Source organism: Nonomuraea ferruginea, assembly GCF_039540635.1.
Taxonomy (GTDB): Bacteria; Actinomycetota; Actinomycetes; order Streptosporangiales; family Streptosporangiaceae; genus Nonomuraea; species Nonomuraea ferruginea.
The window spans coordinates 318,822-332,558 of the sequence record NZ_BAABFD010000007.1 but is presented as its reverse complement, the minus strand read 5'-3'; the positions used below and the strand labels follow the sequence as shown (position 1 = coordinate 332,558).

Annotated in this window: 12 protein-coding genes and 1 pseudogene; 9 read left to right on the top strand and 4 right to left on the bottom strand. The window is 72.5% G+C overall.

The window, feature by feature from the left end; all coding sequences use genetic code 11:
* Positions 1-77: 77 nt before the first annotated feature.
* Entirely contained in the window at positions 78-1,607 is a 1,530-nt protein-coding gene (locus tag ABD999_RS16315; RefSeq protein WP_345482774.1) for a hypothetical protein, read from the bottom strand.
* Between the two features lie 362 nt (positions 1,608-1,969).
* On the opposite strand from ABD999_RS16315, the gene ABD999_RS16310 reads away from it, so the two are divergent.
* The 7 genes from ABD999_RS16310 (at position 1,970) to ABD999_RS16280 (ending at position 8,498) form a co-directional block, all read left to right on the top strand.
* On the top strand, positions 1,970-3,547 hold the full coding sequence (locus ABD999_RS16310) for a gamma-glutamyltransferase (protein ID WP_271274979.1): 1,578 nt from the start codon (positions 1,970-1,972) through the stop codon (positions 3,545-3,547).
* Complete coding sequence (locus tag ABD999_RS16305; protein ID WP_271274980.1) at positions 3,540-4,292, top strand: RidA family protein; 753 nt, start codon at positions 3,540-3,542, stop codon at positions 4,290-4,292. Before ABD999_RS16310 ends, ABD999_RS16305 begins: the two co-directional genes overlap by 8 nt.
* Positions 4,289-5,746: an aldehyde dehydrogenase family protein gene (locus ABD999_RS16300; protein WP_271274981.1), complete on the top strand. Its 1,458-nt coding sequence runs from the start codon at positions 4,289-4,291 to the stop codon at positions 5,744-5,746. The genes ABD999_RS16305 and ABD999_RS16300 overlap by 4 nt, the downstream gene beginning before the upstream one ends.
* Positions 5,747-5,863: 117 nt before the next feature.
* Entirely contained in the window at positions 5,864-6,580 is a 717-nt protein-coding gene (locus ABD999_RS16295; RefSeq protein ID WP_271274982.1) for an iron-containing redox enzyme family protein, read from the top strand.
* Entirely contained in the window at positions 6,577-6,921 is a 345-nt protein-coding gene (locus tag ABD999_RS16290; RefSeq protein WP_148033149.1) for a Rieske (2Fe-2S) protein, read from the top strand. The genes ABD999_RS16295 and ABD999_RS16290 overlap by 4 nt, the downstream gene beginning before the upstream one ends.
* The gene (locus ABD999_RS16285) at positions 6,918-8,126 is read left to right on the top strand and encodes an NAD(P)/FAD-dependent oxidoreductase (protein ID WP_271274983.1); all 1,209 of its coding nucleotides are present in this window, start codon (positions 6,918-6,920) and stop codon (positions 8,124-8,126) included. The genes ABD999_RS16290 and ABD999_RS16285 overlap by 4 nt, the downstream gene beginning before the upstream one ends.
* A gap of 9 nt (positions 8,127-8,135) precedes the next feature.
* A complete protein-coding gene (locus ABD999_RS16280) occupies positions 8,136-8,498 on the top strand; it encodes a Rieske (2Fe-2S) protein (RefSeq protein ID WP_219545305.1) in 363 nt (120 codons plus the stop codon).
* Between the two features lie 4 nt (positions 8,499-8,502).
* Here the strand turns inward: ABD999_RS16280 and ABD999_RS16275 are convergent, their stop codons facing one another.
* Entirely contained in the window at positions 8,503-10,293 is a 1,791-nt protein-coding gene (locus tag ABD999_RS16275; protein WP_148033152.1) for a helix-turn-helix domain-containing protein, read from the bottom strand.
* 256 nt (positions 10,294-10,549) lie between these two features.
* On the opposite strand from ABD999_RS16275, the gene ABD999_RS16270 reads away from it, so the two are divergent.
* Entirely contained in the window at positions 10,550-11,029 is a 480-nt protein-coding gene (locus tag ABD999_RS16270; protein WP_271274984.1) for a GlcG/HbpS family heme-binding protein, read from the top strand.
* 90 nt (positions 11,030-11,119) lie between these two features.
* Here ABD999_RS16270 and ABD999_RS16265 read toward each other — a convergent pair whose 3' ends face one another.
* Both ABD999_RS16265 and ABD999_RS43930 read right to left on the bottom strand, forming a co-directional pair.
* Entirely contained in the window at positions 11,120-11,728 is a 609-nt protein-coding gene (locus ABD999_RS16265; protein ID WP_271274985.1) for a LamG domain-containing protein, read from the bottom strand.
* Positions 11,729-11,896: 168 nt separating this feature from the next.
* Positions 11,897-11,944, bottom strand: a pseudogene (locus ABD999_RS43930) (hypothetical protein); the annotation flags it as partial.
* A 1,362-nt stretch (positions 11,945-13,306) separates the two neighbouring features.
* Here ABD999_RS43930 and ABD999_RS16255 point away from each other — a divergent pair.
* A complete protein-coding gene (locus ABD999_RS16255; protein WP_345482782.1) occupies positions 13,307-13,732 on the top strand; it encodes a MerR family transcriptional regulator in 426 nt (141 codons plus the stop codon).
* The last annotated feature ends 5 nt before the right edge of the window (positions 13,733-13,737 follow it).

The following is a 13,737-nucleotide window of genomic DNA, read 5'->3' as shown; positions in this document are numbered from 1 at the left end:
GAGGCATCGCCTCCCTCTGCCGGACATGCTAGATAAGGTTAGCCTAACCTTGCAAGAACCGGAGAGGGAGGCGGCCGTCAGAAGATCAGCACGGCCACCAGCGTGGAGGCCAGCAGTCCCAGCATCACCGGCAGGAACGCCTTCCGGGCCAGGTCCAGCACCGAGACGCGGGCGAAGCCCGCGACCGCGATGAGGGAGGACCAGGCGATGAGCACGCCGCCACCGGCCCAGATGGCGCCCATCTGACCGACGGCCGCCAGGGTGGCCGGGTCGACGCCCGCGGCGGGGCCCAGCGCCCCCGACAGCGAGCCGGTCAGCGGCAGGCCGGAGAACCCGGAACCGTCGAGACCGGTGATCATGCCGATGACGAGCAGGGCGAAGGCCATGAAGAAGGCGTTGGACGGGATCGCGCCCTGCGCGGCGTTCACCAGTTCGAACAGGAAGCTCGGCGCCTCGGCGCCCTCCTCCAGGCCCAGGATGCGACCGGCGAAGTCGCCGTTGCCGATGAAGAAGAAGCCGGCGATCGGCAGCACGATGCCCATCGCCTTCATCGAGAACACCAGGCCGTCCACGACGTGCTCGGCGCACGCCTCCAGGCTGCCCCGGGCGTCCTTGGTGATCGAGGCGGCCAGCAGCAGGAGCGCGACCACGCCGCCGACGAGGGCGGCGGCGTCCGAGCCCACCGTCTCGGGGACGAGGCCGGTGAACTTGCCGAGCAGCATGTAGCCGACCACGGCGAGCAGGACGACCGGCACGATGACCGCGAAGGCCCTGGAGCGCCCCGCCCCGGCGCCCTCCCCGGGAGGGCCGCCGTGGCCCGGCCCGCCGTCCTGGGGGGCGGGCGCGACGGCCACCGTGGCGCCGGCCGCGGTCATCTCCACCGGCCCGGCGGCCGTGTGCGCCACCGGCACGCTGCTCCCGGCGGGCAGGCTCTGGGCGCCGGTCTCCTGGACGGTCTCGGCGGCGCTCGTGGAGAGCGCCTCCCACGCCTGTAAATGGGTCATGCTCGGCCGCAGGATGTGCCTGCGGTTCATGACGTAGACGAGGACCAGCGCGACGCCGCCGGTGATGAGGGACAGCACCATGGCGCGGTCGGCCACCACGCTCGCCTCGACTCCGGCGGCGGTGGCCGACAGGCCGGGGGCGACCTGCATGACGTAGTCGCTCGACAGCGCCATCCCCTGACCCGCGATGGCCATGGCCAGGGCGGACTGCAGGGGCGGCAGCCCTGCCCTGATGGCCGCGGGCAGCAGGATCGCGCCGATGAGCGGCACGGCGGGGGTGGGCCAGAAGAACAGGCTGATGACGTAGGTCACCGCCGCCATCACCCAGAAGGCGGTGTGCCCGTTGCGCATGACCACCCGGAAGGGCTCGACCATGCGCCGGTCGGCGCCCAGCGACTTCAGCGCGCCGAGCAACGCGGTCACCAGGGCGATGATGAGGAAGATGTTGAACAGTTCGGCGGCGGCCGTGAGGCTGGCGCCGAAGACGGACCGGAACCCGGAGACGAGGTCTCCGGTGTATGCCCAGGCGGTGAGGAAAGTGGCGGCGACGGCGGGGATGACGATGTTCTTGCGGGCGACCATCACGCCGATGATCACTGCCATTCCCGCCAGGTAAATCCAGTGAGCGGCACCCAGTTCCATGGCACCTCCCTTTCGGTACGGCATCGCGTACCAAAGCTGCGAACTGTTGCACAGAATGTCCTGGGTCGGCCCGAGGCGAACAATGAGGAAACTGCACATTAAGCGCCCGGCTGTTTGTGCAGCGTGCCGATGCGACGGCGACCCGGAACCGGCTCACGCCCGCGTCGCCGCGCCGGGGGTAGCTTCCCCGGATGTGCAGGACGCCCAAGTTCCGCACGCCGAATCCAACACTTCCTCCATATCTGGACATTGCGGACAGGCAGACACTGTGGTTCGTGCGTTCAGAACGACAGGACTGGCAGGACCCTCCACGGGGACCGGCGGTGTCGGCAGGAGGGATGGTGGCCTCCAGCCATCCCGCCGTCAGCCTCAGCGGGGTGCGCGTGCTCCAGGACGGCGGCAACGCCGTGGACGCGGTCCTCGCGATGGCCGCCATGAGCTGGCTGGCGCTGCCGGGTCAGTGCGGCGTGGGCGGGGACGCCTTCGCCCTGCTGCGGCGCCCGGACGGCGCGGTGGTCTCCTTCTCCGGCAGCGGATACGGCCCCGACGGGGGCGCCGCGGACTTCTACCGGGCGCGCGGGCTGACCGCCGTACCGATGGAGGGGCCGCTGGCGGTGGCCGCGCCCGGCGCGGTGGCGGCTCTGGCCGCGCTGCACGGCGCCGGCGCCACCCGGAGCCTGACCGAGCTCTGGGCCCCCGCGATCGACGCCGCGCTGGGCGGGCTGCGCTGCACCGCCAAGACCAGGGCCGACATCCTGGAACACCGTGACGCCCTGGCCGCCGATCCCGGGACCGCGGCGGTGTTCCTGCCCGGCGGCGCCGTGCCGGCCGTGGGCGCCCCGATCGTCCAGGCGGAGCTGGCCGCCACGCTGCGCCGCCTCGCCGGCGACCCCGGTGACCTCTACACCGGAGAGCTGGCGGAGCGGGCCGTGTCCGCGCTGGCCGCCGCCGGCGCGCCGTTCTCCGGGATGGAGTGGGCCGAGACGGGGAAGGTCGTGCCGGGCCCGGCCCTGACCGGGCGCTACCGGGGCATGGACGTCCACCAGACCCCGCCGCCCTCCCCCGGGTGGATGGTGCTCCAGCAGGCGGGGATCTGCGACGGCACGCTGGCGGAGCTGCCCTGGCTGTCGGCCGAGGCGGTGCACTGGGCGGCGGGCGCGGCGCGGCTCGCGTTCGCCGACCGGCTGGCCCGCTGCGGCGACGGCGACGACGGATGGCGGGAGCTGCTGACATCTGGGGAGATCGCCGCCCGCCGGGCGCTGCTCGCCGCCGGGCGGCTGCCCCACCCGGTTGCCCCGGCGGTGCCGGCGGCGGGCGACACCACCTCGGTGGTGGCCGTGGACGGCGACGGGCGCGCGGTGAGCCTGATCCACTCGCTCGCCTTCACGTTCGGCGCCCGGGTCACGGTGCCCGGCACCGGCGTGGTGCTGAACAACCGGCTGGGCCGGGGGGCGTACCTCCTGGACGGGCACCCCAACGAGGTGGCTCCCCGCCGCCGCCCGCTGCACACGCTGAACGCCTGGCTGGTCACCGACGACGCGGGCCGGCTGCGGCACGCGGGGAACACGCCCGGCGGCGACGGCCAGGTGCAGTGGAACACGCAACTGCTGTCGCACCTCCTCGACCACGGGGCGGACCCCGCGCGGGCGGTGGGCGCCCCCCGGTTCACCGTGCACCCCGGCAGCGACGCCGACGCCCTGGGCAGCCCGTACGAGCTGCGGTGCGAGACCCGGCTGGGGCGGCGGACGCTGGCCCGGCTCGCCGGGCTGGGGCACGAGGTCCGGACGCAGGGCGCGTGGGGGGCGGGCGGCAGCGCCCTGGTGATCTCGATCGACGAGGAGTCCGGCGCGCTGCTCGGCGCGGCGGATCCGCGACAGGACGGAGTGGCTCTCGGTGTCTGAGACCGACAGGAGAACGGACGGAGCGATCCCGGAGGAGCTCCCCGAGGTGCCGTGCCCCCGCGGGGCCTACGCGGCCGCCGTGAGCCAGCCGCACCCGCTGTGTCCGGGACGCGGGTACGTGCCCTGCTCGGCGCTGGTGGTGAGCGCCGGGATGACGCCCAGGCGCGACGGCACGCTCACCGTGACCGGCCTGGTCGGCGGCGAGGTCGATACGGCCGCGGCCGCCGAGGCGGCCGGGCTGGCCGCGCGCAACGCCCTGGCCGCGGTGGCGGACGCGGCGGGCGGGCTCGACCGGCTGCACGGGCTGCTCCGGCTGAGCGTCTTCATCGCCTGCGTGGACGGGTTCACGGAGCTGTCCGCGGTGGCGGACGGCGCGTCCGCCGCGCTGGCCCGTACGGCGCCGGCGCTCGGCATCCCCGCCCGCACAGCGGTAGGCGTACGGGCCCTGCCAGGCGGCGCCCCCGTGGAGATCGAACTGACCGCAGCAGCCCAACACCCCCCGACCACGCAGAACGCCGCACCCGACACCCCCATTACGGAGGACACCGCGCCCGCCGCCCCGATCCCGCGAGACGCCGCACCCGACACCTCCATCGCGCAAGACACCGCACCCGCTGCCCCAATCACGCAGCACACCGCACCCGACACCCCCACCGCGCAAGACACCGCACCCACCGCCCTCATCCCGCAAAACGCCACACCCGACGCGCTTTCCCGGCGTGTGCCCGAGAGGGTGCGCCGGTGAGCGCGCACGAGGGTCGCAACCTGATCGGGGGCCGGTGGGTGCCCGCGCTTTCGGGTGAGACGTTCACCCGAAGGAACCCGGCGGACGTCGACGACGTGGTGGGCGCGTTCCCCGACTCTTCCGCCGCCGATGTGGACGCCGCCGTGGCGGCCGTGGCCGGGGGCGCGGCGGAGTGGGCCGCCACGCCGGCCGAGACCCGGGCGAGGGTCCTGGAGAAGGCCGCCGACCTGCTGGAGGCCCGGGCCGCCGAACTGGCCGCGGAGATCGTACGGGAGGAAGGCAAGACCCTGGCCGAGGCGTCGGTGGAGACCCGCCGGACGCCGATGAACCTGCGCTTCCACGCCGCCGAGGCGGTGCGGATGAGCGGGCAGACCTACGCCGCCCCCGGCAGCGCCCTGGTCTACACCTGGCGGGAGCCGGTCGGCGTGGTCGGCGCGATCACGCCGTGGAACTTCCCGCTCAACATCCCGTCCAGGAAGCTCGGTCCCGCGCTCGCCGCCGGGAACGGCGTGGTGTTCAAGCCCTCGCCGCTCACCCCGCTGACGGCGCAGCGGCTGGTGGAGGCGCTGCTCGCGGCCGGGCTGCCGGCGCGCGCGCTGGCGCTGGTGCACGGCGGCCCCGAGCCGGGCGCGGCGCTGGCCGGCGACCCCAGGGTGGGAGCGGTGACGTTCACCGGCTCGACCGCGACCGGCCGCGCCGTGCACGCCGCCGCCGGCCCGTCCCGCCGGGTCCAGCTGGAGATGGGCGGCAAGAACCCGGTGGTCGTGCTGCCCGACGCCGATCTGGACCGGGCCGCTCAGATCATCGCGACCGGGGCGTTCGGGCTCAGCGGCCAGGCGTGCACCGGCACCAGCCGGGTGATCGCGCTCGGCGAGGTGTACGAGCCGCTGCTGGAGCGGGTGGCGAAGCTGGCCGGGAAGCGCACCGTCGGCGACGGCCGGGCGCCGGGCGTGGACATGGGCCCGCTCGCCGCGGACTTCCAGCTCGCCAAGGTGCTCGACCACGTGCGCATTGGCCAGGAGGAGGGCGCGGAGCTCGTCACCGGTGGCCGCAGGCTCACCGGTGACGGCCTGGAGCGCGGGTTCTTCGTGTCCCCGGCGGTGTTCGCGGGCGTGCGGCCGGACATGCGGCTGGCCCGCGAGGAGATCTTCGGGCCGGTCCTGGCGTTCCAGCGGGCCGCCGACTTCGAGGAGGCCCTGGCGCTGGCCGACGCCACCGAGTACGGCCTGGCCTCGGGCATCGTCACCCGGGACCTCGGCCGGGCTCTGGACTTCGCCCGGCGCAGCCGTACCGGGCTGGTAAAGGTCAACCAGCCGACCACCGGCATGGCGATGAACGTGCCCTTCGGCGGGCTCAAGGAGTCCGGGACGCAGACCTTCAAGGAGCAGGCCGGGCCCACGATGATGCTCTTCTACACGCAGGAGAAAAGCGTTTATCTGTCCGCGCTCGAATGAGCCGTGCAACGTGCACACGAAATCGGCGGTTCCCTGTGCCGGTTGACCGTACGAAACGAACCGCGGAATTCCTACTGTGAGACGAGAAAAGCCGTCTCGGGGAAAGGGAGACCGGAAATGCCGGAACTGCTGTCGCGGGATGATTTCCGCTCGGCCCTGGAGAACGCGATCAAGGGCCGGCAGGCCTCGAAAGCGAACTTCAGCGTCGCCTGGGCGGAGGGCAAGCTCAAGCGGGAGCATTTCGCCCGCTGGGCCGAGAACCACTACCACTATGTCGGCCCGTTCGCCGACTACCTCGCCTACGTCTACGCCAACACCCCCGACCAGTACACCGGCGCCAAGGACTTCACCCTGCAGAACATGTACGAGGAGGAGCTGGCGGACATCCGGCACACCGACCTGCTCATCAAGTTCGCGGAGGCGTGCGGCACCACCCGGGAGCGGGTGGAGGACCCGGACAACGCGAACCCGATCACCCGCGGCCTGCAGTCGTGGTGCTACGCGGTCGCCATGCGCGAGCACTTCGTGGTGGCCACCGCCGCGCTGGTCGTCGGCCTGGAGTCGCAGGTGCCGAACATCTACCGCAAGCAGATCGTCCCCCTGCGCGAGGTCTACGGCTTCACCGAGGACGAGATCGAGTTCTTCGACCTGCACATCACCTCCGACGAGGTGCACGGCGAGCGGGGCTACCAGATCGTGCTCGACCACGCCGACACGCCGGAGCTGCAGCAGCGGTGCCTGCGGATGTGCCGGTGGGGCGCCGAGATGCGCTACTCGTACACGCAGGGCCTGTACGACCACTACGTCCGGCCGGACCTCGTGGCCGCGGAGTGAGCACGCCGGCCGAGTGGGTGGAGGTCGCCTCGCTCCGCGAGCTGGAGCGGCGCAACCGCAAGCTGGTCACGGTGGGCGCCGAGCAGATCGCGCTCTTCCTGGTGGACGGCGAGGTGTACGCGCTGGCCGACACCTGCGTGCACAAGCGGCGCTCGCTCAGCAAGGGCACGCTGCTGCACGGCAGGGTGATCTGCCCGGGCCACCAGTGGTCGTTCGACCCGCGCACCGGTGAGGCCGACGGGCAGGACCGGTGCCAGCCGGTGCACGCCGTACGGGTCGATGACGGCGTGGTCTACGTGGACCCGCGGCCGCGGGCGCTGACGGCGGAGGAGAGCCGATGATCCGGTCGGTGCTGGTGGCCGGGGCCGGGCAGACGGCCGCCGTGGCGGCCCGGACGCTGCGGCGGCTGGGCTTCGATGGCCGTGTCACGCTCGTCGGCGCCGAGCCGGAACCGCCCTACCAGCGCCCGCCGCTGTCGAAGGAGTACCTGGCGGGCGAGGAGGACCGGGCGGGGCTGGACCTGCTGACCGCGCGATGGTGCGCGGCCAACGAGGTGGAGCTGCTGCTGGGCACCGCGGTGACCGCCGTGCGCGGCGCGGACCGCGCCGTGGAGCTCGCCGACGGCTCCACGGCCGCGGCCGACGCGCTGCTGATCGCCACCGGGGGGCGGCCGCGCGCTCTGCCGGGGGTGGCCGGCGACCGGGTACGGTACCTGCGCACCGTGGCCGACGCCGACCGGCTCCGCGCCGACCTGCGGCCCGGGGCCCGCGTCGTGGTGGTCGGAGCCGGGTTCATCGGCTCCGAGGTGGCCTCCACGGCGCGGGCCAGGGGCGCGGCGGTGACCGTGATCGAGCGCCTGGACCACCCGCTCGGGCAGGTGCTCGGCGAGGAGATGGGCGACGTGTGCGCCGCGCTGCTCCGGGCCGGCGGGGTGACGCTGCGCACCGGGGAGAGCGTCGTGGAGTACGCCGAGACGCCGGACGTCGCCGCCGTGCGGACCAGCGCCGGCCGGATCGTCGAGGGCGACGTGGTGGTGGTGGGCGTCGGCATGGTGCCCAACGTCGAGCCGCTCGCCGGCTCGGGCATCGACCTGGACGACGGGGTCCTGACCGACGAGTACTGCCGGACGAACGTGCCGGGCGTCTACGCCGCCGGCGACGTCGCCCGCGCCTTCCATCCCCTGGCCGGCAGGCCGGTGCGGGTGGAGCACTTCGACAACGCCAGCGGCCAGGGCGCCGCGGCGGCCAGGAACATCCTCGGCCGCGACGTCCCGTACACAGCCCCCCACTGGTTCTGGTCGGAGCAGTTCGGCCGCGATCTGCAGTACGCGGGACACGCCGAGGGCTGGGACGAGCTGGTCGTGCGCGGCTCGGCCGAGGAGTTCGACTTCGTCGCCTTCTACCTGCGCAAGGGCGTGCTCAAGGCCGCCTTCGGGATGGACCGGGGCGCCGAGGTGTCCGCGGCCCGGCAGCTCATGGCGGCCGGGGCCGCACCCGACCCCGCCGCGCTCCGCGACGAGGACACCGACCTGATCGACCTGCTCTGAGGAGAGACCATGGAATACCGGCGCGTCGCACGGTCCGGGCAGGTGCCCGACGGGCTCGTACGCAGATTCTTCGTGGACGAGGTGGAGGTCGCCGTGGCGCGCTGGGACGGCCGGGTCCACGCCATGTCCAACTACTGCACCCACCTGGACTGCCTGCTCTCCTCCGGCCGGGCCACCGAGGAGGGGCTGCTCTGCTCCTGCCACGGCAGCGTCTTCGACTACGAGTCAGGCGAGCCGATCCTGCCGCCCGCGACGCGTCCCATCAGGGTGTATCCGGTGCGCGAGGAGAACGGCGAGATCTTCGTCCTGCTTCCCGACGACGCCAAGGAGCAGGACGGGCCCAGGCGCCGGCGGCAGGCCGCCCAGGGCTGAGCCGTCAGAGGGCCTCGACGGAGTCGACGGGCGGCGACAACTCGTCGGAGAGCGCGCCGGTGACCGCCGCGAGAGTGTCGATGTGGTGCGCGAGCCAGACCATGAACTGGGCGTCGGCCGACCGGATGTCCATCCGCAGCGCCCTGGAGGCCCGGTCCAGCTTGTACAGCATGGTGTTGCGGTGCAGCTTCAGCGTCCGGGCGGCCGCGTTCAGGTTGCCCGCGGACCTGATGTAGGCGAGCACCACCTGCTCCAGGTCACCGGTCTGGCTGTGCACGCGGCGCAGCGCGTCCAGGATCTCCCTGGCGAACGCCCGCCCCTCGACGCTGGCCGCCACGTCCTTCAGCGCGGCGTGGACGCGCAGGTCGTCGTACCCGCACACGGGGGCGGCACCGGTGTGCCGGGCCAGCCCCATCGCCACCCGCGCCTCGTAGTAGCTGGCCGCCACCCCCGCCGCGCCCCGGCCCGCGCGCCCGTGGGTGAGCCGCAGGTCGTCCCCCAGGTGGGGGCGGAGAGCCCGGTGCAGCTGCCCGGCGAACTGCGCCACGGACGCCTGCCCGGCCAGCGCGTCCCCGGTGACCTGCCGGATGACCACGATGAAGGGGCCGATCGCGGCGGCCAGCGTCCGCTGGGTGTCGGAGGGCTCGACCACCTGGACCATGCGGGTCACGGCCCCCGCCCGGCGCTGGTCGCGCCGGCCGGCCGGCAGCAGGGCGCCCGCCGTCAGCACGTGCACCGCGTAGCGGCCCTCCGGGTCGAAGCCGTGGTGGCGGGCGCGGGCCTCCAGCTCGTGCGGGTCGGCGAAGCGGCCGTGCACGAGCGACTCGACGAAGTCGCCCCTGGCCTGCTCCTCGGCGGCCCGCACCGAACGCTGGCGTAACATCTCCGAGCCGGTCAGGGTGGCCCCGTGCTCGGCGATGACCCGGTGCTGGGCCAGGTCGTGGGCGTCCGGCGGCCAGACGTTCTCCACGAGCACCAGCCTGCCGTACAGGTCGCCGCCCACCACGATGGGCGCGATCAGGACACGGACCGGGTCGTCCAGCTCGCCTTCGCGCAGGTTGAGCTCCGTCAGCGTCCGGGCGCAGTCGTCGCTCTCCCGCAGGTCGGGCAGGCGTTCGGCGATGAGGTCGGCGATCCTGGCCGGTTCGGCGGCCAGACCGGCGGCGCCCGGCTCGAAGCCCGCGCAGACGAGGGTCTCGCCGTCGGCGTCCATGACCAGGACCGGGCAGCGGGCGAGCCCGGCGACCGCCCGCGCCATGGCCGGGATTCCCGACCCCCTGGCCAGCACCTCGGCCAGCGTGCGGTGCACCCGCGAGCCGTACTCCAGCACGTGAGAGGTCTGGGCCAGGGCCTTCTGCCCCACCAGACGGCTCACCGCACGGTAGTCGGCCTCCGCCGGCAGCACGAGCAGCGGGATGCGGGCCTCCTCGGCCGCCCGCGCGGCCCTGGTCAGGTCCGGGACGCGGCCCTCGGGAGACGGCCAGACCAGCAGCGCGACGGCGTCCCTGCGGGCGAGGTCGGCGACCAGCGCGCACGCCTCGTCCGGCTCGGCCAGCGCGTCCGCGGGCAGGTGGACGACCATGCCGGAGAGGTCCGGCGAGGACACCGGCCCGGCCTCCCCCAGCTCGGACAGCGGCAGGCACCAGGACGCGCTCCGGCTCAGCCCGGCCGTGCCCGCGATGACCCGGCCGCGCAGCAGAGGTTCGGCCAGAAGCGCTCGCAGGGAGATCTGCCCACTGGGGTCACGGTCCTGGGCATCGATCAGGTCGACACTGCTGGGGGACGTCTGTGCCATGTGCCCAAATCCTGTCTCGCCGGTTCGGCAGTGTGTACGTAGCCGTGGGCCACCGGCCCTCGGAGACTGACGGTGTCAACGGAGTCGCCGCGAGTCACGGGTGAGGAGGGAGGACGGATTTCCCTCATTTTCCATTTCGGGGGAACGGAAGGCAATAGCCCGATGTCAGGGACCGCGGGTCGCCGGTAAATGGCGTCGCGCCGCTTTCTCTTGTCAGACGGCCGGAATATTCATGCGGGCAGGAGCTGAAAAGGCAATGCACACGGTTTTCCGCCTCACCCTTGAGGACGCCCTCGTCATGCTGGAGGCCGCCGAACAGGAGGCCCGCCGCATCGGCGTCAAACAGACCATCTGCGTCGCCGACGACGGGGCCCATCCGATCGCCCTCCACCGGATGACCGGCGCCCGCCTCACCGGAGTGGAGATCGCGATCGCCAAGGCCTTCACCGCGGCCGGCCACCAGCGCGACACCCACCTCTTCAACGAACCCCCGAACGGCCCCGCCCTGCCCGGCAACGAGGCCTTCGGCATCAGCCACATGCACCCCGGCAGGTTCGCCGTCTTCGTCGGCGGCTTCCCCATCGTGCACGAGGGCCAGGTGGTCGGCGCCGTGGGCGTGAGCGGCGGCAACGGCGAGCAGGACAAGGCGGTGGGCGCCGCGGCACTGCGCGCTTTCCGGGAGAAGGTGGCGGCTTCGGCCCCGAATGACGGCGAACCGCCGCACGCCCCGGCTTGACCGGACCGGCGCCAAAAGGCACGCCCGGTTCTTTCTTACGCCGATTACAGATCCATTCTGTTTACCGATGATTCGCCATCTCACCCAAAGTCAGAAAGGAGAGTCCGACGGGAGTTCCGTGTAGCCCGCGAGCGTCTGGATCTGCTCCTGGGTGAGCACCCCGGAGAAGGCCCACACGTCGTCGATCACGCCGGACCAGTGCTCGCCCCAGGCACCCGCGGTCTTCGTACGGCCCAGTTGGAGCGGGCCGGTGGCGTCGAAGCCGATCGTGTGCCAGCGAGCCGAAACCCGTTCCTCGGTCTCCTCAAGCCAGCCGTTGACATACAGACGCAGGACGTCCGCGAAGGAGTCGTACACGATGGCCACATGGTCCCAGTCGAGCTGGCTCTGATAGGCGGAGTGCTCCGCCCGCTGAGCCACCGCGCCTGACGCGTCGGAGCCCGGCATCTCGACCTGCCAGCCGCCGGCGCCATCCGCGGCGGAAGGGTCATACCGCACGGTGAAGCCGCTGTTGGTGCTGCCGGCCTGAGAGAAGACGGCCGATCGGGCGGTGGGCCTGCCCGCGGCGGTCACCCAGCCGGCGACGGCGAAGCTGCGGCTGGTCGACACCACGGGCCCGGTCGTGGCGGCGTGGTCGCCGGCGCCGTCCAGCACCAGGGCGCCCATCGGGGAGCCCAGCCAGCCGGCCGCCTGATCCACGTGAGCGTCACCCCCCATGGTGAGGTGGCGGCCGTGGCCGGTGCCGTCCTGCCCGTCGGTGTTGAGCGTCCAGCGGCCGGAGAGCACGGGGTGACGGGTGAACAGGTCTGCGGCCTCCTCCGCACTGACCAGGCGGTCGTAGACCTGTACATCGTCGATCTCCCCGGGGAAGAAGTCCACTGCGGCGCCGTTGTGCTTCGCGCGGCCGATGGCCATCGGGCCGGTGGCGTTCCAGGCGACGGCCCTGGACGGCGTCGGCGTCGGTCAGGCTGAACGACCAGCGGTTCTCGTCCTTGACGTACTGCAGGTAGAAGCCGCTGACCACGTCGCCGTCCTGGTTGACGACGGTGGCGAAGCCGTCGGTGTGGGCGAGCCTGACCCAGGCGCCCACCGCGTACGTCCTGGAGGTGTCGACGACCGATGCGGACGTCTCGGCATGGCCCGTCGAGCCGTCACCGCGCATCGCGGTCCCCACCTGACCGTCCACCCCCAGCGTCACGCCGCCGGCAGCGTCGTAGTCGAATGTCTCGGTGCGGGGGCTCGCGCCACCGGTCTGGGAGACCGAGCGGAGCTGGTGCCCCTGCCCAGCGGGCGCGTTGGCGTAGGACCTGACGGTGTCGGTCTCGCCGCCGATGCCGTGCCGGACTTCCCGGGTGCGGTTTCCGGTCGCGTCGTAGGAGTAGCTGTGCCAGTAGGGCGCCGGCCCGCCGACGGCGGAGACCGTCGGGACCGCCGAGCAGCCGGGCGTGGCCTGGCTCCACGCCTGAATGAGGCGCTGGAGGTGGTCGTAGTCGAAACACTGCGTATCAGTGCCCGACCGGGACACGTCCGAGATCAAGGTGAAAGACCCGGCCTGGTCGTAGGTGTAGGTAGCGTTGCGGTCCGCGCCGGTCATGCCTTCGCGCTCGGCTCGGGCGGTGGCCAGCCGGCCCGAACCGTACTCGTAGGTGAAGGTCTGCCACACCTTCTTGCCGCCGGTGGTCAGCTCGTACTGCAGAGGGTCGCCGGTCGCGGAGTACACGGTCGCACCGACATAGGTGCCGAGACTGCCGGTGAGGCGGGTGGCTCGGGCCAGCTCGTCATAGGTGGTGGTCACGCTCTCGGCGGGCAGACCGCCTGCCGCCGGGAAGCCTTGGGTGCGGACCGTGCCGTCCGGGTTATAGGCGGTGGTGAAGGTGTAACTTCCGGCCAGGGCTCCTTCCGTCTCCGGGATGACGACGGTGTATCTGACGGCACGGCCCTGGTGGTCGTAGGCGTCGATCCGCTCGGTGTAGGGGTGGCCGTCCGTGTAGCGTCGACCTCGGTCGGCAGGCCGGTCACGGTGTCGTGGGCGGTGTCGGTGCGGGTCTGCCGCCACCCGCCGCCGTCCATGGCGGTCCAGGTGCGGGTGGTGGCGACGCCGGTCAGGACCGCGGCGGAGGTGCCCCAGGAGCGGGTGCGGGAGGCGGTCTCGTGCTGCCAGGGGGTGTTGACGGTCTTGGTGTGGACGGTCCGGTCACCACCTGCGCGCGCGTCGACAGCCCTAATGCCGCATCAGGCGACGTTCGCCCTGTTGTGACGTGCGCTGATCCCGGCGCGGTGCACTTCGTCGTGGTGATCGCTGGAAGACCGCGGTGCTCCTGGGTGTTGTCTCCGAGTGTGAAGATCAGCGAAGCCTCCAGGGTCAGCGGTGTGAGTGTGAGATCGCTGCGGCACTACGAGGATGAGGGCTTGATCGTCCCTGGCCGATTCAGCAATGGGTTCCGCGACTACTGCCAGTCCACGATCGACCGGGTGCTCATCATCCGCTCGCTGCTGGAGTCCGGGCTGCCCGTACGGTTGATCAGGGAAGCCCTGCCCCGCCTCACCGACGGACCCGATGCCGGCACCGGCGTGGTGTGCGCGGAGTTCCTGCACGAGGTGCAGAGCTATCGCGATCGGCTCGCCGCGCGCATCGCGATTCTCAGCGATCAGCAGGCGGCACTCGACGCCTACCTTCGAGAAGCCTGCCGCACTGATCTCTGACAGCT